This window comes from Amycolatopsis balhimycina FH 1894, from assembly GCF_000384295.1.
Classification (GTDB): domain Bacteria; phylum Actinomycetota; class Actinomycetes; order Mycobacteriales; family Pseudonocardiaceae; genus Amycolatopsis; species Amycolatopsis balhimycina.
Genome location: NZ_KB913037.1, coordinates 3,126,098 through 3,145,562, shown reverse-complemented (window position 1 = coordinate 3,145,562; position 19,465 = coordinate 3,126,098). Strand labels below are relative to the sequence as shown.

21 protein-coding genes are annotated in these 19,465 nt (G+C 70.0%); 4 read left to right on the top strand and 17 right to left on the bottom strand.

Annotation, left to right across the window (positions count from 1 at the left end; translation table 11 throughout):
- Positions 1-21 precede the first annotated feature (21 nt).
- From A3CE_RS0113420 to A3CE_RS0113410, 3 genes are read right to left on the bottom strand one after another with little or no spacing between them, the layout of a single operon-like run.
- Positions 22-2,241 (bottom strand): xanthine dehydrogenase family protein molybdopterin-binding subunit, encoded by a 2,220-nt coding sequence (locus A3CE_RS0113420; protein ID WP_020640603.1) that lies wholly within the window; start codon positions 2,239-2,241, stop codon positions 22-24.
- On the bottom strand, positions 2,238-3,233 hold the full coding sequence (locus tag A3CE_RS0113415; protein WP_020640602.1) for an FAD binding domain-containing protein: 996 nt from the start codon (positions 3,231-3,233) through the stop codon (positions 2,238-2,240). Before A3CE_RS0113415 ends, A3CE_RS0113420 begins: the two co-directional genes overlap by 4 nt.
- A complete protein-coding gene (locus tag A3CE_RS0113410; RefSeq protein ID WP_020640601.1) occupies positions 3,230-3,718 on the bottom strand; it encodes a 2Fe-2S iron-sulfur cluster-binding protein in 489 nt (162 codons plus the stop codon). The genes A3CE_RS0113415 and A3CE_RS0113410 overlap by 4 nt, the downstream gene beginning before the upstream one ends.
- Before the next feature lie 103 nt (positions 3,719-3,821).
- Here A3CE_RS0113410 and A3CE_RS0113405 point away from each other — a divergent pair, with 103 nt between their 5' ends.
- Positions 3,822-4,466, top strand: a complete 645-nt coding sequence (locus A3CE_RS0113405; RefSeq protein WP_026468444.1) for a TetR family transcriptional regulator — start codon at positions 3,822-3,824, stop codon at positions 4,464-4,466.
- A 7-nt stretch (positions 4,467-4,473) separates the two neighbouring features.
- On the opposite strand, the gene A3CE_RS0113400 is transcribed toward A3CE_RS0113405, so the two are convergent.
- Positions 4,474-5,217, bottom strand: coding sequence for an SDR family oxidoreductase (locus tag A3CE_RS0113400; protein WP_020640599.1), 744 nt, complete (start codon positions 5,215-5,217; stop codon positions 4,474-4,476).
- Positions 5,218-5,304: 87 nt separating this feature from the next.
- On the opposite strand from A3CE_RS0113400, the gene A3CE_RS0113395 reads away from it, so the two are divergent.
- Positions 5,305-5,685: a winged helix-turn-helix transcriptional regulator gene (locus tag A3CE_RS0113395; RefSeq protein ID WP_020640598.1), complete on the top strand. Its 381-nt coding sequence runs from the start codon at positions 5,305-5,307 to the stop codon at positions 5,683-5,685.
- A gap of 6 nt (positions 5,686-5,691) precedes the next feature.
- On the opposite strand, the gene A3CE_RS0113390 is transcribed toward A3CE_RS0113395, so the two are convergent.
- From A3CE_RS0113390 to A3CE_RS0113345, 10 genes are all read right to left on the bottom strand, one after another.
- Positions 5,692-7,020 (bottom strand): phenylacetate--CoA ligase family protein, encoded by a 1,329-nt coding sequence (locus tag A3CE_RS0113390; RefSeq protein ID WP_020640597.1) that lies wholly within the window; start codon positions 7,018-7,020, stop codon positions 5,692-5,694.
- On the bottom strand, positions 7,020-8,141 hold the full coding sequence (locus A3CE_RS0113385) for a GNAT family N-acetyltransferase (protein WP_020640596.1): 1,122 nt from the start codon (positions 8,139-8,141) through the stop codon (positions 7,020-7,022). Before A3CE_RS0113385 ends, A3CE_RS0113390 begins: the two co-directional genes overlap by 1 nt.
- On the bottom strand, positions 8,138-8,866 hold the full coding sequence (locus A3CE_RS0113380; protein ID WP_020640595.1) for a TauD/TfdA family dioxygenase: 729 nt from the start codon (positions 8,864-8,866) through the stop codon (positions 8,138-8,140). The genes A3CE_RS0113385 and A3CE_RS0113380 overlap by 4 nt, the downstream gene beginning before the upstream one ends.
- Positions 8,863-9,627, bottom strand: a complete 765-nt coding sequence (locus A3CE_RS0113375; protein WP_020640594.1) for a TauD/TfdA dioxygenase family protein — start codon at positions 9,625-9,627, stop codon at positions 8,863-8,865. Before A3CE_RS0113375 ends, A3CE_RS0113380 begins: the two co-directional genes overlap by 4 nt.
- Complete coding sequence (gene lat, locus A3CE_RS0113370; protein WP_051183768.1) at positions 9,624-10,943, bottom strand: L-lysine 6-transaminase; 1,320 nt, start codon at positions 10,941-10,943, stop codon at positions 9,624-9,626. Before lat ends, A3CE_RS0113375 begins: the two co-directional genes overlap by 4 nt.
- Before the next feature lie 37 nt (positions 10,944-10,980).
- The gene (locus tag A3CE_RS51045; protein WP_020640592.1) at positions 10,981-11,901 is read right to left on the bottom strand and encodes an EamA family transporter; all 921 of its coding nucleotides are present in this window, start codon (positions 11,899-11,901) and stop codon (positions 10,981-10,983) included.
- 1 nt (position 11,902) lies between these two features.
- Positions 11,903-13,009 carry a PLP-dependent cysteine synthase family protein gene (locus tag A3CE_RS51040; RefSeq protein WP_211231850.1) on the bottom strand — a complete coding sequence of 369 codons (1,107 nt, stop codon included), beginning with the start codon at positions 13,007-13,009 and terminating at the stop codon, positions 11,903-11,905.
- 196 nt (positions 13,010-13,205) lie between these two features.
- Positions 13,206-13,526 carry a hypothetical protein gene (locus tag A3CE_RS56480; protein WP_125591643.1) on the bottom strand — a complete coding sequence of 107 codons (321 nt, stop codon included), beginning with the start codon at positions 13,524-13,526 and terminating at the stop codon, positions 13,206-13,208.
- Positions 13,527-13,799: 273 nt separating this feature from the next.
- Positions 13,800-14,621: a CPBP family intramembrane glutamic endopeptidase gene (locus A3CE_RS0113350; protein WP_020640589.1), complete on the bottom strand. Its 822-nt coding sequence runs from the start codon at positions 14,619-14,621 to the stop codon at positions 13,800-13,802.
- Between the two features lie 62 nt (positions 14,622-14,683).
- Entirely contained in the window at positions 14,684-15,601 is a 918-nt protein-coding gene (locus tag A3CE_RS0113345; protein ID WP_020640588.1) for an alpha/beta hydrolase, read from the bottom strand.
- 76 nt (positions 15,602-15,677) lie between these two features.
- On the opposite strand from A3CE_RS0113345, the gene A3CE_RS51035 reads away from it, so the two are divergent.
- A complete protein-coding gene (locus A3CE_RS51035) occupies positions 15,678-16,232 on the top strand; it encodes a helix-turn-helix domain-containing protein (RefSeq protein WP_020640587.1) in 555 nt (184 codons plus the stop codon).
- A 163-nt stretch (positions 16,233-16,395) separates the two neighbouring features.
- Here A3CE_RS51035 and A3CE_RS0113335 read toward each other — a convergent pair whose 3' ends face one another.
- From A3CE_RS0113335 to A3CE_RS0113325, 3 genes are all read right to left on the bottom strand, one after another.
- Positions 16,396-16,851: a hypothetical protein gene (locus A3CE_RS0113335; RefSeq protein WP_020640586.1), complete on the bottom strand. Its 456-nt coding sequence runs from the start codon at positions 16,849-16,851 to the stop codon at positions 16,396-16,398.
- A 160-nt stretch (positions 16,852-17,011) separates the two neighbouring features.
- Positions 17,012-18,103: a sensor histidine kinase gene (locus tag A3CE_RS0113330; RefSeq protein WP_020640585.1), complete on the bottom strand. Its 1,092-nt coding sequence runs from the start codon at positions 18,101-18,103 to the stop codon at positions 17,012-17,014.
- Positions 18,100-18,753 (bottom strand): response regulator, encoded by a 654-nt coding sequence (locus A3CE_RS0113325; protein WP_026468441.1) that lies wholly within the window; start codon positions 18,751-18,753, stop codon positions 18,100-18,102. Before A3CE_RS0113325 ends, A3CE_RS0113330 begins: the two co-directional genes overlap by 4 nt.
- Positions 18,754-18,922: 169 nt before the next feature.
- On the opposite strand from A3CE_RS0113325, the gene A3CE_RS0113320 reads away from it, so the two are divergent.
- Entirely contained in the window at positions 18,923-19,459 is a 537-nt protein-coding gene (locus A3CE_RS0113320; protein WP_020640583.1) for a DUF2076 domain-containing protein, read from the top strand.
- Positions 19,460-19,465 lie beyond the last annotated feature (6 nt).

Here is a 19,465-nt window from a genome sequence, read left to right as displayed (position 1 = left end):
CGAGGGGCCGACCCGCCGGTCTTACAGCAGCTTGTCGAGGGTGATGGGCAGGTCGTAGATCCGCTTGCCGGTCGCGTGGTGGACCGCGTTCGCGATCGCTGCCGCGACGCCGGTGATGCCCACCTCGCCCACGCCGATCAGGCCGAGCGGCATCGTCGGGTCCGGGTCGTCGAGGTAGCCGACGTCGATCGGCGGGATGTCGGCGTGCACCGGGACGTGGTACTCGGCGAGGCTCGGGTTCATGATCCGCCCGGTGCGCGGGTCGACCAGGGTCTCCTCGGCCAGTGCCATGCCGATGCCCATCACGATCCCGCCGCGCAGCTGGCTCGACGCGGTCTTCGCGTTGATCACCCGGCCGACGTCGAACACCCCGGCCCACCGCGACACCCGGACCTCGCCGGTGTCCGGGTCGACGCGCACCTCGCAGAACTGGGCTCCGCAGGCGGCCTTCATCCAGCGCCGCTGATCGCGCACGAACTTCGCCATGAACTTCAGCTGGCCGGCCACCCGGCCGAACCGCGTGTCGGAGCCGATGGCGGCTTCGACCGACGGCACGCCGGCCTTGGCCAGGATCGTCGTCGGGCTCATCCCGGCCGAACCCGAGCGTTTCGCCAGTGCGTCCAGTTCTTTCTTCAGCTTCTCGCACGCGGCCAGCAGGCTGTTGGCGATGCTCGCCGTCTGCATGGACCCGCCGGCACCCGGGCTCACCGGCAGCGTGGAATCGCCGTACTCGACCCGGACCGCTTCGAACGGCACCCCGAGCGCGTCGGCGGCGATCTGCGCTTGCGCCGTCGCGCCGCCCATGCCCATTTCGTGGAAGCCGCACCGCACCAGGACGGTGCCGTCCACCGAAAGCCGGACCGTGACACTGGCGGCGAACTGCCAGGCCGGGTGGTACGCCGACGCGACGCCCATCCCGACCAGCCACCGCCCGTCGCGCATCGACCCCGGTTCCGGCGTCCGGTCGGCCCAGCCGAACCGCTCGGCACCCTGCGCGTAGGCCTCGCGCAGCATCCGGTGCGCGAACTTCTTGCCGTCGATGGGATTCGTCGCCGGTTCGTTCCGCATGCGCAGCTCGATCGGGTCGACCCCGACCCGGTAGGCGAGCTCGTCGATCGACGCCTCCAGCGCGTAGGTCCCGATCGACTCGCCGGGCGCGCGCATCGAGGTGTTCGAGATCAGGTCCAGCTCGACCAGGTTCTGCTGGACCAGGATGTTTTCGGCGGCGTAGAGGTGTTTCGACTGCGACGTCACCTGCTCGGGTCCGCCACCGACCCGCCCGGTGCGCGTCACGCTGGTGTGGATGAGCGCGGTCAGCCTGCCGTCGGTGCCGGCGCCGAGGGCGACTCGCTGCGTGGACGGCGTGCGCCCGCCGACCGTGCGGTAGACGCCTTCCCGGGTGAGCATCAGCCGGACCGGCCGGCCGGTCGCGCGGGCCGCCAGCGCGGCGAGGATCGTGCCGGGCCAGACCATGCCTTTGCCGCCGAAGCCGCCGCCGACGAAGGGCGCGATGACCCGCACGTTCGCGGCCGGGACACCGAACCGCAGGGCGAGGTGCGTGCGGACCCAGTCGATGTTCTGCGTGCCGTCGTGGACGGTCAGCCGGTCGCCGTCCCAGGCCGCGGTGGTCGCGTGCGGCTCGATCGCGTTGTGGTGGTGCGTCGGCGTGGTGAACCGCAGATCGAGCGACACCGGTGCCGCGGCGAGCGCGGCCTCGGCGTCGCCCTTCTTCGCTCCGCCGGACATGATCATGGTGCTCTTCTGCGGCTTGGCGTTCTTCTCTTCGGCGGCGAAGTCCACAGTGGATGGCCACGTTTCGTAGGTCACGGTGACCAGCCCGGCGGCTTCGCGAGCGGCGTCGAGGGTGTCGGCGACGACGACCGCCACCGGCTGGCCGTCCCAGTGGACCTCGTCGGTGTTGAGGTAGTCGACCGAAGTGCCGGAGACCAGGGTGGCGAGGTTGAGCGGGCTCACCTTCGGGGCCGGTTTCAGCGGGGGAGCGTTCAGGTGGGTGAGCACCGCGACGACGCCGGGGACGGCCGCCGCGGCCTCGGTCCCGATCGCGGTGATCCGGCCGCGGCTGATCGTCGAGTGCACCAGTGCCGCGTGCGCCAGGTCGGGGAGGGGGTATTCGGCCGAGAAGAGCGCGGCGCCGGTGGTCTTCGCCGTGCCGTCGACCCGGTCGATCGGCCGGCCGACGACGGGGCCGCCGGTCTCCGTCGCGGGCAGGGTCCTGGTCATGCGGCACTCCCGTCGGTGAGCAGCTGTCGCAGTGTCGCGACGATCGTGCGCTGCGCCAGCTCGATCTTGAAGGTGTTGTCCGGCCGGCCCACCGCGGGCGCGAGCTCGGCCGCGGCCGCCCGGCGGAAGGACTCTTCGGTCGCCGGCGCGCCGAGCAGGATCCGCTCGGCCTCGCGGGCCCGCCACGGTTTCGCGGAGACGCCGCCCAGCGCCAGGCGGACGTCGGTCACGACGCCGTCTTCGGTCTCCATCGCGGCCGCGACGGAGACGAGGGCGAAGGCGTAGGACGCGCGGTCGCGCACCTTGCGGTAGCGGGAGTGCGCGGCCACCGGCAGGGCGGGCAGCTCGACGGCGGTGATCAGCTCGTCCGCGGCCAGCGCGGTCTCGACCTGCGGAGTGCTGCCGGGCAGGCGGTGCAGCTCGGTCAGCGGGAGGCGGCGGACGCCGCGGGTGCTCTCCACCTCGACTTCTGCGTCGAGCGCGGCCAGCGCGACGGCCATGTCGGAGGGGTGGGTGGCGATGCAGTGGTCGCTGACGCCGAGGACGCCGGCGTTGCGGGCGAACCCGCCGATCGCGGCGCAGCCGCTGCCCGGCTCGCGTTTGTTGCACGCGGCCGCCCCGTCGTAGAAGTACAGGCACCGGGTGCGCTGCAGCAGGTTGCCGCCGACGGTCGCCATGTTCCGCAGCTGGGCCGAAGCGCCGTTGAGGACGGCCTGGGCGAGCACCGGGTAGCGGGTCCGGACCAGGGGATGGGCCGCCAGCCTGCTGTTGCGGACGAGCGCGCCGATCCGCAGGCCGCCGCCGGGCAGCTCTTCGATCCCGGTCAGCGGCAGCCGGGTGATGTCGACGACCACGTCGGGCTGCTCGATGTCCTCGCGCATCAGGTCGACGAGGTTCGTCCCGCCGCCGAGGAACTTCGCGTTCGGTTCGGTGGCGATCGCGCGGACCGCCGTCTCGACGTCCGGCGCGCTCAGGTAGGTGAACGACCTCATCTCGCGACCTCCTGGATCGCGTGGACGATCCCGTTGTAGGCACCGCAGCGGCACAGGTTGCCGCTCATGCGCTCCCGGATCTCCGCGTCCGTCAGTTCGCCGCCGGTGGCGGCGAGGTGTTCGGTGACCGCGCTCGGCGCGCCGTTCTTGTGCTCGGCCAGCATCCCGATCGCCGAGCAGATCTGGCCGGAAGTGCAGTAACCGCACTGGAAGCCGTCGTTGCGGACGAAAGCCCGCTGCAGCGGGTCGTCGACGCCCTCGATGGTGGTGATCTCACGGCCGGTGTACTGGACGGCCAGTGCGAGGCAGGAGTTGATCCGCTCGCCGTCGGCGAGAACCGTGCACGCACCGCAGGCGCCCTGGTCGCAGCCCTTCTTCGTGCCGGTCAGCCCCAACCGTTCGCGCAGCGCGTCGAGCAGGCTGACCTGTGGAGGGAGATCGAGCAGCTCGTCGACCCCGTTGACCCGCAATCGCACCTCGACCACGTGGATCCCCTTCGCTCGTGACGGTGCTCGCCAAGTTAACAGAACGTCGTACTCTTAACAAGAGATCGTTGTTCTGTTAAGTGGACCGTATGATGGCTGAGATATGTCTCAGTCGATGTTCATGCGGGCCAGGCGGCCGGAGCAGAAGGAGCAGCGGCGCGCGGCCATCCTCGCGGCGGCCCGCGAGCTGGCCCTCGAATCCGGCGTGCGCAACGTGACCTTGGGCAGCGTGGCCAACGCCGTGGGGCTGGCCAAGTCCAACGTCACCCGCTACTTCGGCACCCGCGAGGAGATCTACCTCGAGCTGGCGTCCGCGTGCTGGCGTGACTGGGCGGACGAGGTCGCCCGCCGGCTCACGGCCGGGAACGACGTCGTCGACGTGCTGGCCGAGACGCTCGCCGAACGGACGCTGTTCTGCGACCTGCTGGGCCACACCGCGACGTCGCTGGAGCACAACGTCTCGGTCGAGGCCGCCCGCGACTTCAAGCGAGTGGTGCTGGGCACCATCACCGAACTCGGCGTGGCGGTCGCCCAGGCGGGCCCGGACCTGACCGAGGGCGAAGGATTCGAGCTGGTCGCGGTGGCCAGCGGCCTGGCCGGGATGCTCTACCCGGCCGCGAACCCGCCGCCGACGCTGCTCGAGGTCTACGCCCAGAACCCGGACCTCGCCGCGGCGTGCGTGCCGCTCGTCCCGACGCTGAAGCGTGCGCTCGCCGCCTTGGCCGCCGGATTGCCGTCCCTGCGCTGACGGACCGTCAGGACGCACTCCTCGTCAGGCCGCCGTCGACGTAGGTGGTTGTGCCCGTCAGGTACGAGGCTCGGGGTGAGGCCAGGAACGCGGCGACGTCGGCGAACTCGCGGACGGTTCCCCAGCGCCGCAACGGAATCTCCGCGGCGAGGTGGTGCGGCACCCCGTCCGGGTACAGGGCGTCCCGGCGCGGGGTGGCGATCCGGCCCGGTGCCAGGGTGTTGACGGTGATCCCGTCGGGTCCCAGCTCGGTCGCCAGCGTTTTCAGGTAGCCGTGGATCCCCGGGCGGACCGCGTTGGAGGCCGCCATGTGCGGGGTGGGCTCGCGGACCCCGTTCGTCGTGATGGCCAGGATCCGCCCGCTCGAACTCCGGCGCAGGTGCGCGACGCCGGCCTGGACGAGGCGGACGAGCGGGAGCAGCACCAGTTCGGCGGCTTCGACCACGTGCTGGGCCGTCAAGCCGAGTGCGCTGACCGGGCGTGGCCCGCCGCTGTTCCACAGCACGATGTCCAGTCCGCCGAACCGCTCGACGGTTTCCGCGACCACTCGCGCGGGCTCGTCCGGCAGGCTCAGGTCCGCGGGAACCGCGTGCGCGCCGATCCTCGCCGCTCGCTCCGCCAGCACGTCCCCGCGCCGGGCGGCCATGACGACGTTGGCGCCCTCCGCCGCCAGGACTTCCGCGATACCCAAGCCCATTCCGGACGACGAGCCGCTGACGAGGGCGGTTTTGCCCTTCAGTTCCAGGTCCATGGCGATCCTCCGCCAGTCCGCTCTCTCATGCGGCGAAGGTATCTTCGAGATGTCGGTATCTTCAACGAAACCAGGAGAGGCCAAGCGATGCGCGCCGCTCACGACCTGCTCGCCGCCCGGTGCCCGAGCCGGGACGTGCTCAACCGGATCGGCGGGCGCTGGGTGCCGACCGTGCTCAACGCCCTGGACCCGGGTCCGCTGCGGTTCACCGAGCTGAAGAAGGTCGTCGACGGGGTGACCGCCAAGGCGCTGACCGAGACGCTGCGCGCCCTGGAGTACGACGGGATCGTCGACCGGATCGAGACCCCCTCGGCGGTGCCGCCGAGGGTGGACTACTCGCTCACCCCGCTCGGACGCTCGCTGCTCGAGGTGCTCACCCCCGTGCGGGAATGGGCCGAGCAGCACGTCGGCGACATCGCCGAGGCACGTCGCCGGCACGATCCGGCCCCGCGGGCAGCGGCCGGCTGACGGCGTTCAGCGGACGAATCGGCGGATCTTGCCGGTCGCGTGGTCGGGGGCCAGGACGTCGACGCGTTCGGTCGAGATCGTGACGGGGGCGGTCAGGCCATGGGTGCGCAGGAGGGTCGTCATGGCCTCGCGCAGCCGTTGTTCCAGGTCGCCGGCTGGTTGGTGCCGGGTGAGGGCGTACCGGAACAAGAGCGTGTCGTTCGCCGATCGCACCATTTGGACATCGCGGGCCGGCGCGGGGATCGCGGAGATCAGGTCGGCCTCGTGCAGTTCGATGGACTGCCCGCCGATGGACCACGTCGTCGGGGTGGCGCGCGTCGGGAATCCGATGTGGGTCAGGTCCGTGTCCAGCCACACCGCGCTGTCGCCCACCAGGTAACGGACCAGCGGGAACTGGCACCGGTACAGCGTGGTCACCGCGATCCGGCCGGTGACACCGGGCTCCGTGATCGGCCGGCCGCCGGCGTCGATCAGCTCGAGCAGGTGCAGGTCGTCGTAGACGGTCAGGCTCGGCCGGCCGGCGTCGGCCTGGTAGGCCAGTGGCCCGGTTTCCACCGTGGAGTAGCTGTTGTGCGGCTCGGTTCCCCAGTGCTGGGCGATCTCCTCGGCGGCGGACGCGGTCAACGGGTCGCCGACGCTGAGCAGGTGGGCCGGCGGCAGGCGGTGGCCCTGCCGCTCGGCGAGCGTGCCCAGCGCCAGCAGGAGGTGGGGCCGGGTGAGGATGACGTCGGGGGTGAAGTCGCGGACGAGGGCCAGCAGGTCGGGCACCGGATCGAAGAGGCTGGCGAGCCGGACGTCGAGCATCGACCGCAGGTGGTACATCCAGGCGTTGCCGCCGTTGTGCCGGTCCATCAGTCCGATGTAGAGCATGCGGGCGGCGGCCGGGCGCTCCGCGTGGACCGCCCGGTCGACGAACGCGGCCAGGCTGCGGCCGAGGTCGAGCAGGTGGTACGGCACGGGCAGCCGGTCGCCGGTCGAGCCGGACGAGCCGAACAGCACCCGCTGGTCGTCGAACCGGCTGCCCAGCTCGAACGATCCGGCCAGGAATCGTTGTGCCGCATCGGGTTCGATCCCGCAGGCGCCACAGAACGCGGCCGGCGTCGCGAACAACGCCGTCTTGTCGATGGCGGGCACGGTGCCGGGGGTCAGCTCTTCGACGTCCCGGTAGTGTTCGGCGTAGCCACGGTGCGACGCCCGCAACGTCCGGGCCAGCACCAGCATCCGTTCCGTCAGCTCCGCCCGCCGGTCGGCGGGCGGCAGCTTCGCCAGCCGGGCACGATGGTCGCGCTGCAGCGCGACGCCGGCGGCCAGCAACGCGTCGGTGGCCTCTGTCATCACCGCTCCCCAACCTTGCGTGCGTACTCGTCCCCGTCCGTCACCGCCAGGCTCACCTCGGCCAGTTCCCGGCGGGCCCGGCGATCGATCGCGTCGATCCACTCCCGGCGATCGGCCGCGTGGTGCGGCGGGCCCGTCATCGCGGCGTACACCGGCCGCTGCACACAGCCGAACTTGCGCTTGATCAGATACGTGCTGCGCCCGAAGTTCACCTCACGTACACCGTGCTCGATGGCGTAGCGGATGATCGCGATGTACAGCGCGTTGTACTGGTCGTACTGCGGCAGTGCGTCGTAGTCCAGTCCGATGCACCACGGCACGAGCTCGCCACCGTGGTGCAGTGCCAGGCAGCTGAGCAGCACGCGCTCTCCGGCCGTCACCACGAAGACCGATGCCTTCGCACCCAGTGCGGTGACCACCGACCGCAGGAACCGGCCGTCGAAGAACAGCGGGCTCCCGTGCCGGCGCGCGGTGCGTTCCACCATGCGGGCGAGCGTATCCACGGCCTCGGCGTCCCGCCGGACTTCGACGGTGACACCCTCCCGTTCCACCGTCCGCAGGACGTGCCGGATGTTGTTGCGCTTCCGGCTGGGACGGCTGGCCAGGTATTCGTCCAAACTGGCCCAGTGGATCGGCAGGACATTCGTACACGACAGCAGGCCGACCGCATACCCGCGATCCCGCACCAGATCCAGCAACGGATCGCCGGCGGCCACCATGGGCAGGAACAACCCGGCCGCGTCGCGGCACCGGTCCTCCAGTTCGGTCAGCAGCCGGGCACGGTCGGCCTCGCTGCGGGCCAGCAGCTGGCTGCGCTGCGCGTACATGCTGTGCACCACACCCACGGTCTGGCCCGCGAACGGGGAACTCAGGTAGTATTCGCGGAACATCTCCAGCTTCGGGCAGCGGCGGGTCAGCAGGCAGGCCGCCAACGCGGTGATTTCGCCATCGGCGTCGAGCACCACATGCGCCGCGTCCGCGTCCACCAACCCGCCACCGGCGATCGCCCGCAGCCACTCGTCTCGCAGGAACACGCTGCCGTCCAACGAATCCACGGCAGCGTTCCACCGGCCGGCAGCGAGATCGGCGACCGGCGCCCGCGCCCCGGCCTCGAGCGTCATGTCTCGTCGAGCCATACCCGGCGCAGGTGCCGGCCGTGGTTGGTGTAGCCGGTCCGGGAGTGCGTCATGCGGTGGTTGTCCCAGATCAGCAGCGAGTTCGTGGCGTAGTTCACCGCGATGTGCTCCTGGTCGAAGTACTCCACCGCCCGGTTCAGCACACCCGGCAGCACCTCGTCGTCCGACTTGTCCACGTTGTTCAGGCTGAACCGGACGATCGGCGGCCGGCCGTCCCGGTATTCGATGAACGGATGCTCGGCGACCCGGCCCAGCTGCATGTCCTGCACGCCGGCGCTGGAGAAGAACCGGTAGGTCCGCGTCGAGATGTGCGTGCGCTCGGCCTCGGACAGGCCGTCGACGAACCGGTACATGTCCGCGAGGGTGGTGTGCCCGCCGCCGTCGTCGCTGGGGACCAGGCACCACAACGCCAGATACTTCGGTGGCCGGCCGGTGAACTCGTAGCACTCGCTGTGCGGGAACAGCGGCTTGGTGTTCAGTGAATGGTAGAGCTCGGCGAAGCGCTCCTCGGCGCGGATCGACCAGATCAGCTCGCCGTCGTACTGCGGCATCAGCGGGCCGATCCGGGTCAGGAAGGCGACGTGGTCGAAATCGCCGGGGATTCCGTCGACGTAGGCGTATCCGTTGGTGTCCAGCAGATCGCGCAGTGCCGGGACGCTCAGGTCCTGGTAGTTCAGCCGGCTGGTCGCCGCGTGCTGTGCCGTGGTCACTGTTCGGTCCTCTCCTGTTCGGCGATCCAGACGCGGCGTAGGTGCCGCCGTGGATCGGTGAAGGCGTTCCGGGAGTGCAGGAATCGGTGGTTGTCCCAAATCAGCAGCGACTGCGCGGTGAACTCGACCGACACCTTCGTCCGGTCGAAGAACCGCTGCAGGCGATCACCGATGTCCTGGCAGAACTCGTCGGCGTCGGCGATGCACTGGCAGCTGAACCGGAGAATCGGACTGCGGCCGGGTCGCTGTTCCAGGACCGGATGACGGGCGGTGCGGCCCAGCTGCATTTCCTGCAGCCCGGCGGAGGACACGAAGTGGTATTCGACCTGGCTGAGCCGCTCGCGTTCGTCCGCGTCGAGCGAAGCGACGAACGCGCCACCGTCCGCGAGCGTGGTCTGACCGCCCGCGTCGCTGTTGGGCACGAGGCACCACAGCGCGAGGTACTTCGGTGGCGCGTCCTGCCACTCGTAGCATTCGGTGTGCGGGGTCAGCCGCCGGCTGTTCAGCGAGTGGTAGGTGCCCTCGAACCGCTGGTCCGGCCGGATCGACCAGACCGTCTGCCCGTCGTACTGCGGCAGCAGCGGACCGAGGCGGGTCCGCAGGAATTCGGCGTGGTCGAAGCTCTCCGGTATGCCGTCGACGTACACGTAGCCCACTTCGTCCAGTGTCGCGGAGAGGACGGGGGTGTCGATGTCGTCGAAGCCGATGCGGTTGAGCTGTGTCGTCTGGTCTGTCGTCGGGTGTGTCGTCTGGTGTGTCACGGGTATCTCTCCAGCACGTCGGCGACCGCGGTCAGCCCGCGGTCGATGTCCTCCTCGGACACGGTCAACGGCGGGCGGAACCGGACACTGCGCTCGCCCGATGGCAGCACCAGGACGCCGCACCTGGTCCGTAGCGTGTCGATCACGGCGTCCCGCCCGGCCGGGTCGGGCAGGTCGAAGGCGCACAGCAGGCCACGGCCGCGGACATTGCTGATCACGTCGGTGTACGCGACGCCGATCTCGCGCAGGCCGAGCAGCAGGCGATCACCGAGCTTGGCCGCGGCCGGGATGAGCTGGTCGCGCTCCATCACGTCGAAGATCCGGGTGGCGCGGACCATGTCGACGAGATTGCCGCCCCACGTCGACGAGATCCGGGACGACACCCGGAACACGTTGTCGGGCACCCAGTCGATCCGGCGTCCGGCCATCACGCCGCACACCTGGGTCTTCTTGCCGAACGCGACCAGGTCCGGTTCGAGACCCAGTTGCTCGTAGGCCCAGGCGGTACCGGTCGTCCCGCCACCGGTCTGCACCTCGTCCACCACGAACAACGCGTCCGCCTGGTGGCACAGCCGTTGCATGGCCAGCAGGAACTCGGCGCTCAGGTGCCGGTCGCCACCCTCGCCCTGGATCACCTCCGCGACGAAGCACGCCACGGTCCACCGTGGGTCGGCGAACGCGGCCTCGGCCTGGGCCAGCGCGGCGGCTTCCCTGGCCCGCAACGCCGTCGGATCATCGACGTCGTCCGGGAACGTGATGACGGGCGCGGTGATCCGTGGCCAGTCGAACTTCGGGAACAGGTCGGTCTTGCGCGGATCGGTGTTGGTCATCGACAACGCGTAGCCGCTGCGGCCGTGGAACGCGCCGGTGAGGTGCATGGCGACCAGCGGCGGTGATCCGTCGCCCTCGGCCAGGCCGGCCCGGCGCGCTTTCCAGTCGAAAGCGGCCTTGAGCGCGTTCTCCACGGCGAGGGTGCCACCGTCGATGAAGAACAGCCGGGGAAGTGCCGGGTCGCCCAGCACGGCGGCGAACCGTTCCACGAACGTGGCGTACTCGACCGTGTAGACGTCCGGGTTGGCGGGCTTGTGAACGGCGGCCCTGGCCAGCTCGTGGAGGAATTCGCGATCCTCGCGCAGGGCGGGATGATTCATGCCCAGCGGTGCGGACGAAAAGAACGAAAAGAAGTCCAGATAGCGAGTTTTCGTGAGGCTGTCCACCAGATAACTTCCATTACTGGCGTCCAGGTCGAGGACGAAATCGTAGCCATCGACCAGTACGTGACGACCAAGGCGTGACAGAACTTCGGCAGCATTCATGGAGCTGTTCTCCTCCGGATGCGCGGTTCGCTGCGTTTTACGCGGATGTGGATTCCGTGGATTCCGCGGACACCGCAGGCCGGCGGATCAGTCGTCGGAGCACACCGATGAGTTGCGGCGCGAAGATGATGACGGCGAGCCCGGCCAGCGTGAATACCACGCCGAGAATCTGCGGCCCGGTCAGCCGCTCGCCGAGCACGAGCCAGCCGGACACGATGCCGACCACCGGGATCAGCAGCGAGAACGGCGCTCCCTTGGCCGGGCCGACCTGCTGCATCAGCCGGTACCACGCGTAGTTGCCGAAACCCGTGGCCACCAAGGCGATGTAGAGCACGGCCAGGATCGTCAGCGGCGCCATGCCGGTGACGGCCGGCACCTGGCCGGTCTCGAAGACGCCGGACAGCAGCAACATCGGCGGGATGACCGCGACCGACTGCCAGACCGTCATGGTCCAGGCCGAGACGTTCTTGGCCCGCTTGAGCACGATGTTCGAGGCGGCCCAGCCCCCGGCCCCGATCAGCACGCACAGCACGCCGAGCAGTGGCGCGCTGGCGCCCCCGGACGCGGCGATCAGCACCAGGCCGGCCGCGCCGACCGTGAGCCCCGCCCATTGGACTGCCGTGAATTTCTCCTTGAGCACCAGTCGTGCCAGCACGATGGTGATCGCGGCCTGGCTCTGGATCAGCGTCGCCGCGACACCCGCGCTGACGCCGAGCCGCAATCCCAGGAAGAGCCCGGAAAACTGGACGACGCCGTAGAGCAGTCCGACCGGGATGATGTAGCGCCACGGCAGGCCGCCGCGGCGGGTGAAGGGGAGAAACAGCAGGGCGACGACCGCGTAGCGCAACACCACCAGCAAAAACGGTGGCAGGTGTCCCACGGCGGCGTCCGCGACGACGAAATTGAAACCCCAGACGATCGCGATGGCGAGCCCGAGCGCGATGTGCCCCGGCTTCACCTCAATTCCCGATGGTCAGGGACGGCTTGGGGTAGAGATCGGTGGAGATGTACTTCAGCCCGGAGTCGACGGCGGGCACCACGATCGTGCCCAGGTCCGGGCGTGCCGCGGCCAACCGCAGCGCCGCCACCACGTTGGCGCCGGTCGAGGTGCCGGCGAAGATGCCCTCCTCGGTGGCCAGCCGGTTCGCCATCGCCCGGGCGTCCGCCTCGTCGACCACGATGACGTCGTCGACGAGCTCGCGGTCCAGCAGCGGCGGGACGAATCCGAGGGCGATGCCTTCGATGCCGTGGGTACCCGCCGGTCCGCCGCTGATCACGGCGGACGTATCCGGTTCCACGACGTGGACCTCGATGGCGCGGTCATGCGCCTTGAGCACGGTCGCGACACCCATCGCGCAGCCGGCGGTGCCGACGCTGGCGACGAACGCGGCGACGCGGCCTTCGGTCTGCGCGAGGATCTCCTGCCCCATCGTCTGCTGGCCGAGGGCGTTGTCCGGATTGTTGAACTGATCCGTCCAGTAAGTGCCCGGTTGCTCGGCGAGTTTCCGCGTCCGGTCGATGATGCGCGGCATCAGGTCCGGCGTGATCTTCCCGCCGACGCTCGGCTCGATGACCACCTCCGCGCCCATCGAGGTCATGGTGCGGATCTTCTCCTCGCTGAACGCGTCCGACGTGACGATCAGCAGCCGGTATCCCTTGACAGCACACACAAAGCTCAACGAGGAACCGGTGCTGCCCCCGGTGTACTCCACGATCGTGGTGCTACCGGGCGTGATCTCACCGCGTCGCTCGGCCTGCTCGACCATGGCCAGCGCCATGCGGTCCTTGTAGCTGCCGGTCGGATTGAAGTACTCGAGTTTGAGGAGAATAGTGACTCCTGTGTCGGCGGTGAGCCGAGTCATAGGAACCAATGGCGTGTTACCGATCGTGTCCAGTGCGCTGCCGGATCGGGCGCGATATTCCGTCGCCCGCGAACGCGGATCAGACCACGTGTGATCAACCGTAGACATGCACATCCCCCAGCGGATGACGCCAAACCCCTTTGGTGCACCGCGCCGGTGCGGTACGAACCCCGACCTCGAGTATGTTAGGGCTGGTCCCCGCATGATCACAATAGTGGCAGGCCATAGTCGGCCTAGGTTGCTCTATTCGGGTGTCGGCGCCGCCGAGGTCGGCATGGGTGGATATGAATTCTGTATTTGGCGGACTTATTGCTGCCGAAACGTCGTCGAATATCATTCACTCGGGCTGGCCGGGAATTCGAACAATCTGCTGTCGCCGGTGATCTTCACGAGTTGCCGATCATGGGAAGCCCGGCCGCGGCGCGTGGTCCCCGTTGGTGGCGGTGCCGGCCACGCCGTCCGGGTCGGCATCGACGTCGGCAGGACTGCTCACCACGCCCGCGCGGTGGACCGCCAGGCCGGGAAAGTCGTGTTCTCCCAACGGATCGCCGGCAGCCGGGTCGCGATCGAACGACTCGTCACGGGGCTGACCGGGCAGCTTGAGGCGCCCCGGAATGTCCGGACAGCTGTCCTGCGGCTGATTCCTGCTGCGAGCTGCCGGTTCAGGTGCTCGTGAGCAGAGACATTGCCGATTGTGGCGGCCTTCGAAGTGCTTGATCAAATCCGGTCGTTCCGGTGCGCGTGATCGGTCGTGGCCGGCCGTTGACCATTTTCGAGGAGTGGTCGACGGCAGTGGCCAGGAGGCCCGAGCCGGCCAGGCTCCGCCGCGCTGCGCACCCGTCAGGCCGGGCGCCGGGCGCCGACGCGGTCCCTGGGCGCCGGCCACGCGGGTGCGGAGCGGCCGGCTGCCCGAACCACGGCGGCCGGCCCCCGGCGATGCGGATCGAGCGGTTCCTCGGTGTCGACCCGCTCGTGCCCGGCAGGTCCAGGAGAATCAATCGGTTACCGGTGGGCGAACCAGTGAACGGCGGCCGAGGAGCCCGAATCCGACAACGGCCTGCACGACCAAAACGAGCGCCTGCGTCACCGGTGAATTGATGGTCAGCAATGCGATTGTCGTGTTGACGCCGAAATGGACCGCGATGGACGCCGGGACGCCGCCGCGGTCGTAGGCGTAGCCGGTCAGCAGCGCCATCGGGATGACGTTGAGTATGAAGAGCAGCCCGCTCCAGCTGAGCAGGCCGAACCCGGCCTGGAGGGTCCCGGGGATGAAGAACAGCGGCAGGTGCCACCCGGCCCACACGACACCCAGCAGCAGGCCGGCCCGCAGGCGGGTCATCGACGAGCGCAGGCGCGGGTACGCCGTCCCGCGCCAGCCGGGCTCCTCGGCCAGCGGGCCGCCGATCAGCATGCTGACCAGGAACGGAACAGGTCCGCCGACGGTCGCGATCAGGTTCCGCCCGGTCGTCAGGTTCAGCGCGGGACCGCCGAGGACCTCCGCGAGCAGCGCGGCCGCCACCACGGTCGCCGATGCCAGGACCAGCAGGGGCACTGTCCAGAACCACCGCGCGCTCGGCCGGGAACTCACCGCGTGCGCGGGGGCGGGTTCCCGGCGGCGGGCACGGTGTACCCGGAGCACGATCGCGCCGATCACCGGGCCGAAGCCGCCGAGCAGATAGGGAATGACGGTGGGAGAACTCGTCGGCGGTCCGCCGAGCAGAATCGCGACGAGCCAGAAAGCCCAGCTCGTCGTGAAGGTGACGGCCCAGAAAAGAGCGAGACCACTTTTCTGGCGAACCGGGGATGCGAGGGACATTGTTGGGCCTTTCTTTCGAAAATGGGCAGAATTGAGCCTGGGAACAATTCGGAGCTGTTTCGTCAGTGCCGGTCGGCGGGCTCGGTTTCCCGGAGCCGGTGGGCGAGCCAGCCGGACACCTGGGCGAGCAGTTCGGCGTCGACCGGGCGGCGCAGCTGGCGGCGATAGGACCGCAGTGACGGACGGCCGGGGTCGCGGCGCAGCAGGTGGGTCAGGTCGGCGATCCGGTGGGCTTCGACGTCGCCGGGCACCAGCCGGCGGATCTCGTCCAGGTCCGCGGGGTCGACCTGGATGTCCTTGCCGCCGGTGATCGCCAGGACGGGGACCCGGATGTTCGCCAGGTCCGGGCGCGGATCGTGGGCGAGCAGCTCGCGCAGCCACCGGGCGTTCACCGGCATCCCCGCGACGCGGGTGACGTCCGTGCCGGTCGCCTTGATCCGGGCCAGCTGCCGCACGGCGAACGCCCGCAGGAACGGCCGCACGACCGAGGGGAGATCGCGGGCAATCATCCCGGCCTGCCAGCGCAGTGCTTTTTCACCCAGGCGGGCGAATCCGGCCAGCAGCACCACCGCCGCGACCTCCGGGCGCGCGCCGAGGGACATGGCGTGGACGGCGCCTTCGCTGTGCCCGATCAGGCCGACGGCGTCCGCGCGGATGTCGGGGCGTGCGGCCAGCGCGCGCAGGGCGGCGCCCGCGTCGCGGCGGTTGTCGGTGAACCCGGTCGCGCGCCAGTCGCCCGGCGTGGCACCGACACCGCGCCGGTCGTAGCGGAACGTGGCGATCCCGTCCTTCGCGAGCGCGGCGGCCATCGGTGATCCGTACTCCATGCGGAGCCGGGCGGTGTTGGCGTCGCGGTCCAAGCGCCCGGATGCGTGCAGCAGCAGGACGGCCGGGTGCGGGCCGGGGCCCGCGGGCAAGGTCAGGGTGCCGGCCAGGCGCAGTCCGTCGTCCGCGGTGACCGTCAGGTCGACGTCCCGCATGTCCGCCCTCCATCATTATCGATCATGGGAATGTTCTCAACGGTGGGAACAGTATCGCATGTGAGAACATTCGTCCATGGCTACCGCGGACCTTCTCCTGCACCCCGTCCGGATGCGCATCCTGCAAGCGCTGTTCGACGCCGATCCGCTGACCACCGCCCAGCTCCGGGAGCGCATCCCCGACATCGCGCCGGCGACGATGTACCGGCAGATCGCGGTGCTGGCCGAGGCGGGTGTGCTGGAGGTGGCGGAAGAGCGCCGGGTACGCGGCACGACGGAGCGCAGCTACCGCGTGCGCAAGGAGGAGGCGGTGGTCGACCCCGCGGCGCGCACGGCGATGACCCGGGAGGACCACCTCCGGGCGTACACGACGTTCGCGGCCTCGTTGATGGGCGATTTCGACCGCTACCTCGCCCACGAGCACGCCGACCCGCACGCGGACGGCGTGGTGTACCGGCAGGCGGCGGTGTGGCTGACCGAAGAAGAGTTCGCCGTGATGATCGAGGAGATCGAGCGGGCGGTCGTCTCGCGGGTCGGCAACGCCAGGGACGGCCGGATCCGCCGCGTCATCAGCCTCGTCGCCGTGCCGGACAAACCCAAGCCGGACGTCGATGCCGAGCCCGGCGACTGAGCTGGGGCGGGCCTCGGTGCCGCGGAGTGCGTGTCCTCGTTCGTCCGGGCGTTCACCGGCAGCCCGGACACCGAGACAACCGCTTGACGGCCGGGTCGGACAGGCGGCGAACGCGGCAGGACCCACCCAGCGTGGTCAGCGCGTGAATAGGGCGCTTCGTGCTCTAGACGATGGCGGGCCGGCGAGCGCGACGCTGGACCGGTGCAAGGGTGGCGGATCGCCACCCGTACCAGCCGCGGCACAGCACGTAGGCCACCGCGGTGGCCAGTACGAGGGTCAGGTCGATCGGCCAGGTTGCGTTCGCGTCGGGTGTGTCGCCTGCCGCGATGGCGAACGCCGTGATCGCGATCTTGTGGGCGAACACGAGTTCCCACGCGCCTCGCTGTGTGCGCGGCGCCACGGCGAGCATGACGAACAGGCCGGCGAACACGAGGTAGGCGAACGTGCGCCAGGCTTCCGACATCAGGCGTTCGGGTGCCACGGTCGCCATGATGGAGATCCCGTTCGCGAACGCGCCGAGCGTGGCTATCCCGCAGAGGGCAAGCAGTCCGCGTCCGATCCGGTCTGCCAGCGAGGTGGGCTTGTCGGCGGTGGCGGGAACGTCGGTTTGACGTGTCATGGCGGGTGTTTCCTTTCAAGGCTGTTCGATGACCGAGTTGTTAGGGCCTGTTCTTGTAGTTAGAGGCTCTAACAGAGTGCGGTGAGCGTGGAGCCTTGTCAAGTCGGGGTGCTGCAACGCCGACTCGGAATCAGCGCGACCTCGGAACCGGTCCGGACGGCTACCGGCTGGGGTTCGTGCGGGGCAGGCGGAGTTCGAGCCGGAACCCGCCGTCGCCGGTCGCTGCGGCTTTGACGGTTCCGCCGAGCAGTGCGGCGCGTTCCTGGATGCCGACGAGTCCGTGGCGGGCGCTGGGCAGGGCGAGCGTCGGGCGGGTCGGCGGGGTGTTGGTCACCGCGACCGTGAAGTCGGTGTCGTCGTGAGCGAGTTCGATCGTGGCGGTGCTGCCGGGGGCGTGTTTGCGGACGTTGGTGAGGGCTTCCTGGATGGTGCGGTAGATGGTGCGCTGGACGGCGGTGTCGATGCCGTCGGGTGCGGTGCCGGTCAGGCGGGTTTCGATGCCGCTGCCGGTGATCAGGCGGTCCAGGTCGGACAGTGTCGGCTGCGGGGTGAGTTCGGTGGCGGTGCTGCCGGAGGCGCGGAGCAGGTTGACCATGTGGCGGAGTTCGTCGAGGGTGTCGACGGAGAGTGTGCGGACGTTGTCGGCGACGGATTTCACACCGGGGTCGGTGGTGGAGACGCTGAGTGCGCCGGCTTGGACGGCGATCAGGCTGACCTGGTGGGAGACGACGTCGTGCATTTCGCGGGCGAGCTGGTTGCGTTCCTTGGCGAGGGTCGCCTGGGCGTCGAGGAGCCGTTCGTGCTCGCGGGCGGCCCGGATGTCTTCCAGCCGCAGCGCGAGTTCCCGCTGGGCGTGGACGAGCCGGCCGAAGAAGATGGGGGCGGCCGCGGTCATGGTCGCGTAGATGCCGGTGAGCACCAGGTCGGCGCGTGGGTACTGGTATTCCAGGCCGGGGAAGAGATACCCGGCTGCGGCGAGGATCCCGCAGCCGGTGAGCAGATACCGGTTCGAATACCGGAGGGCCACGGCGTAGAGCGCGATGAGGGTCGCGATCACCGAGCCCACGAGCGCGAGCGCGGGCAGGGTCAGCGCGAAGGCCGCGACCGGCCATCGCCGCCGGAGGAGTAGCGCGGCGACGGCGAGGACCGCTGTGCCGATTTCCCAGGCCCGGCCGGGTTGGTTGAATCCGGCGTCGAGGGCGGCGAGGGCGAGCAGCCCGGCGTCGGCGAGCAGGGCCTGCGTCCGGTTCACGTCGGCCGGTTCTCGAGCAGGCCGGCGCGTTGGGCGACGAGCGCGGCCTGCACGCGGCTGCCGACGCCGAGTTTGGTGAGGAGCGCGGACACGTGGTCCTTGACCGTGCCGACGCTGACGTGGATCCGGCCGGCGATGTCGGCATTGGACAGTCCGTCGGCGATGAGGACGAGCACGGCGCGTTCGCGGTCGGACAGCTGGTCGACCTGGGTGGCCGCGGCGGAGCCGGCGCCGGAGTCGAGGTAGCCGTCGACGACGGTGCGGGTGACTTTGGGGGAGAGGACGACGCCGCCGGCGGCGAGGGTGCGGACGAGCTGGGCGAGTTGTTCGGGTGCGGTGTCTTTGAGGATGAATCCGGCGGCGCCGGAGCGTAGGGCGGTGGCGATGTATTCGTCGGAGTCGAAGGTGGTGAGCATCGCCACGACCGGCGGGTTCTGCAGGCCGCGCAACTGCCGCAGGACGGTCAGGCCGTCGACGTCGGGCATCCGGATGTCGAGCAGCACGACGTCGGGGCGCAGCAGGCTGACTTCCTTGACCGCGTGCGCGCCGGTGACGGTCGCCACGACCTCGATGTCGCCCGCCGCCTGGAGGATGAGGCGGAATCCGGAGCGCACCAGTTCCTCGTCGTCGACGACGATCACTCGAACCATGGGAGCAGTCTCGCCGGAACGGGCACCGGTGTGCCAGCCGGGACCCGGCGGCCGGCGCCGGCCGATCGGCTGGAGATCGGCAGCCGGTCGGCGGTGGGTTCGGGCCGGTTCACCGGTGTCCGCAGGTGGCGGCGCGCATCGAGGATGGAGCCCGACGAAGGGAGTTCCCATGGAGAACCAGGACCGCGAGCTGATCCTCGGGCTGGCGAACCGGCTGCGGCAGGCCCAGCCGGTGCAGAAGGACCCGCAGGCCGCCGAGCTGATCGCCCACCACGTCGGGGCCCAGCCGGACGCGCTTTACCTGCTCGTGCAGGCGGTGCTGGTGCAGGAGGACGCGCTGCGCACGGCCCAGGCGCGGATCGCCGAGTTGCAAGCCGCCGCGCCCGCGCCGGCCTTCGGGGCTGCACCGGCCTCGGCTTCTGCACCGCCGCCCGCGCAGGCCGGGGGTGGCGGGTTCATGTCCCGTGTGTTCGGCCAGAACCGGGACCAGGCCGCGCCGGCGGCCGCGCCGCAGGGCCGTTCCGGTGGCGGTTTCCTGAAGACGGCCGCCGCCGCGGCCGCGGGTGTCGCCGGTGGCGCGTTGCTGTTCCAGGGCCTGAACGGGGCGTTCGGCGGCCACGAAGCCTCGGCGGGCGAGCACCACGGCGACGCGGGCCACGAAGGCTGGGGGGACCAGGGCGGCTGGGACGACGGCGAGCAGTGGTGAGCCGGG

What these genes read in the sequence shown, in the direction of transcription:
- A3CE_RS0113420 (WP_020640603.1), bottom strand. Translation starts at nt 2,241, where the DNA reads ATGACCAGGACCCTGCCCGCGACGGAGACCGGCGGCCCCGTCGTCGGC.
- A3CE_RS0113415 (WP_020640602.1), bottom strand. Translation starts at nt 3,233, where the DNA reads ATGAGGTCGTTCACCTACCTGAGCGCGCCGGACGTCGAGACGGCGGTC.
- A3CE_RS0113405 (WP_026468444.1), top strand. Translation starts at nt 3,822, where the DNA reads ATGTCTCAGTCGATGTTCATGCGGGCCAGGCGGCCGGAGCAGAAGGAG.
- A3CE_RS0113400 (WP_020640599.1), bottom strand. Translation starts at nt 5,217, where the DNA reads ATGGACCTGGAACTGAAGGGCAAAACCGCCCTCGTCAGCGGCTCGTCG.
- A3CE_RS0113395 (WP_020640598.1), top strand. Translation starts at nt 5,305, where the DNA reads ATGCGCGCCGCTCACGACCTGCTCGCCGCCCGGTGCCCGAGCCGGGAC.
- A3CE_RS0113390 (WP_020640597.1), bottom strand. Translation starts at nt 7,020, where the DNA reads ATGACAGAGGCCACCGACGCGTTGCTGGCCGCCGGCGTCGCGCTGCAG.
- A3CE_RS0113385 (WP_020640596.1), bottom strand. Translation starts at nt 8,141, where the DNA reads ATGACGCTCGAGGCCGGGGCGCGGGCGCCGGTCGCCGATCTCGCTGCC.
- lat (WP_051183768.1), bottom strand. Translation starts at nt 10,943, where the DNA reads ATGAATGCTGCCGAAGTTCTGTCACGCCTTGGTCGTCACGTACTGGTC.
- A3CE_RS51040 (WP_211231850.1), bottom strand. Translation starts at nt 13,009, where the DNA reads ATGCGGGGACCAGCCCTAACATACTCGAGGTCGGGGTTCGTACCGCAC.
- A3CE_RS0113350 (WP_020640589.1), bottom strand. Translation starts at nt 14,621, where the DNA reads ATGTCCCTCGCATCCCCGGTTCGCCAGAAAAGTGGTCTCGCTCTTTTC.
- A3CE_RS0113345 (WP_020640588.1), bottom strand. Translation starts at nt 15,601, where the DNA reads ATGCGGGACGTCGACCTGACGGTCACCGCGGACGACGGACTGCGCCTG.
- A3CE_RS51035 (WP_020640587.1), top strand. Translation starts at nt 15,678, where the DNA reads ATGGCTACCGCGGACCTTCTCCTGCACCCCGTCCGGATGCGCATCCTG.
- A3CE_RS0113335 (WP_020640586.1), bottom strand. Translation starts at nt 16,851, where the DNA reads ATGACACGTCAAACCGACGTTCCCGCCACCGCCGACAAGCCCACCTCG.
- A3CE_RS0113325 (WP_026468441.1), bottom strand. Translation starts at nt 18,753, where the DNA reads ATGGTTCGAGTGATCGTCGTCGACGACGAGGAACTGGTGCGCTCCGGA.
- A3CE_RS0113320 (WP_020640583.1), top strand. Translation starts at nt 18,923, where the DNA reads ATGGAGAACCAGGACCGCGAGCTGATCCTCGGGCTGGCGAACCGGCTG.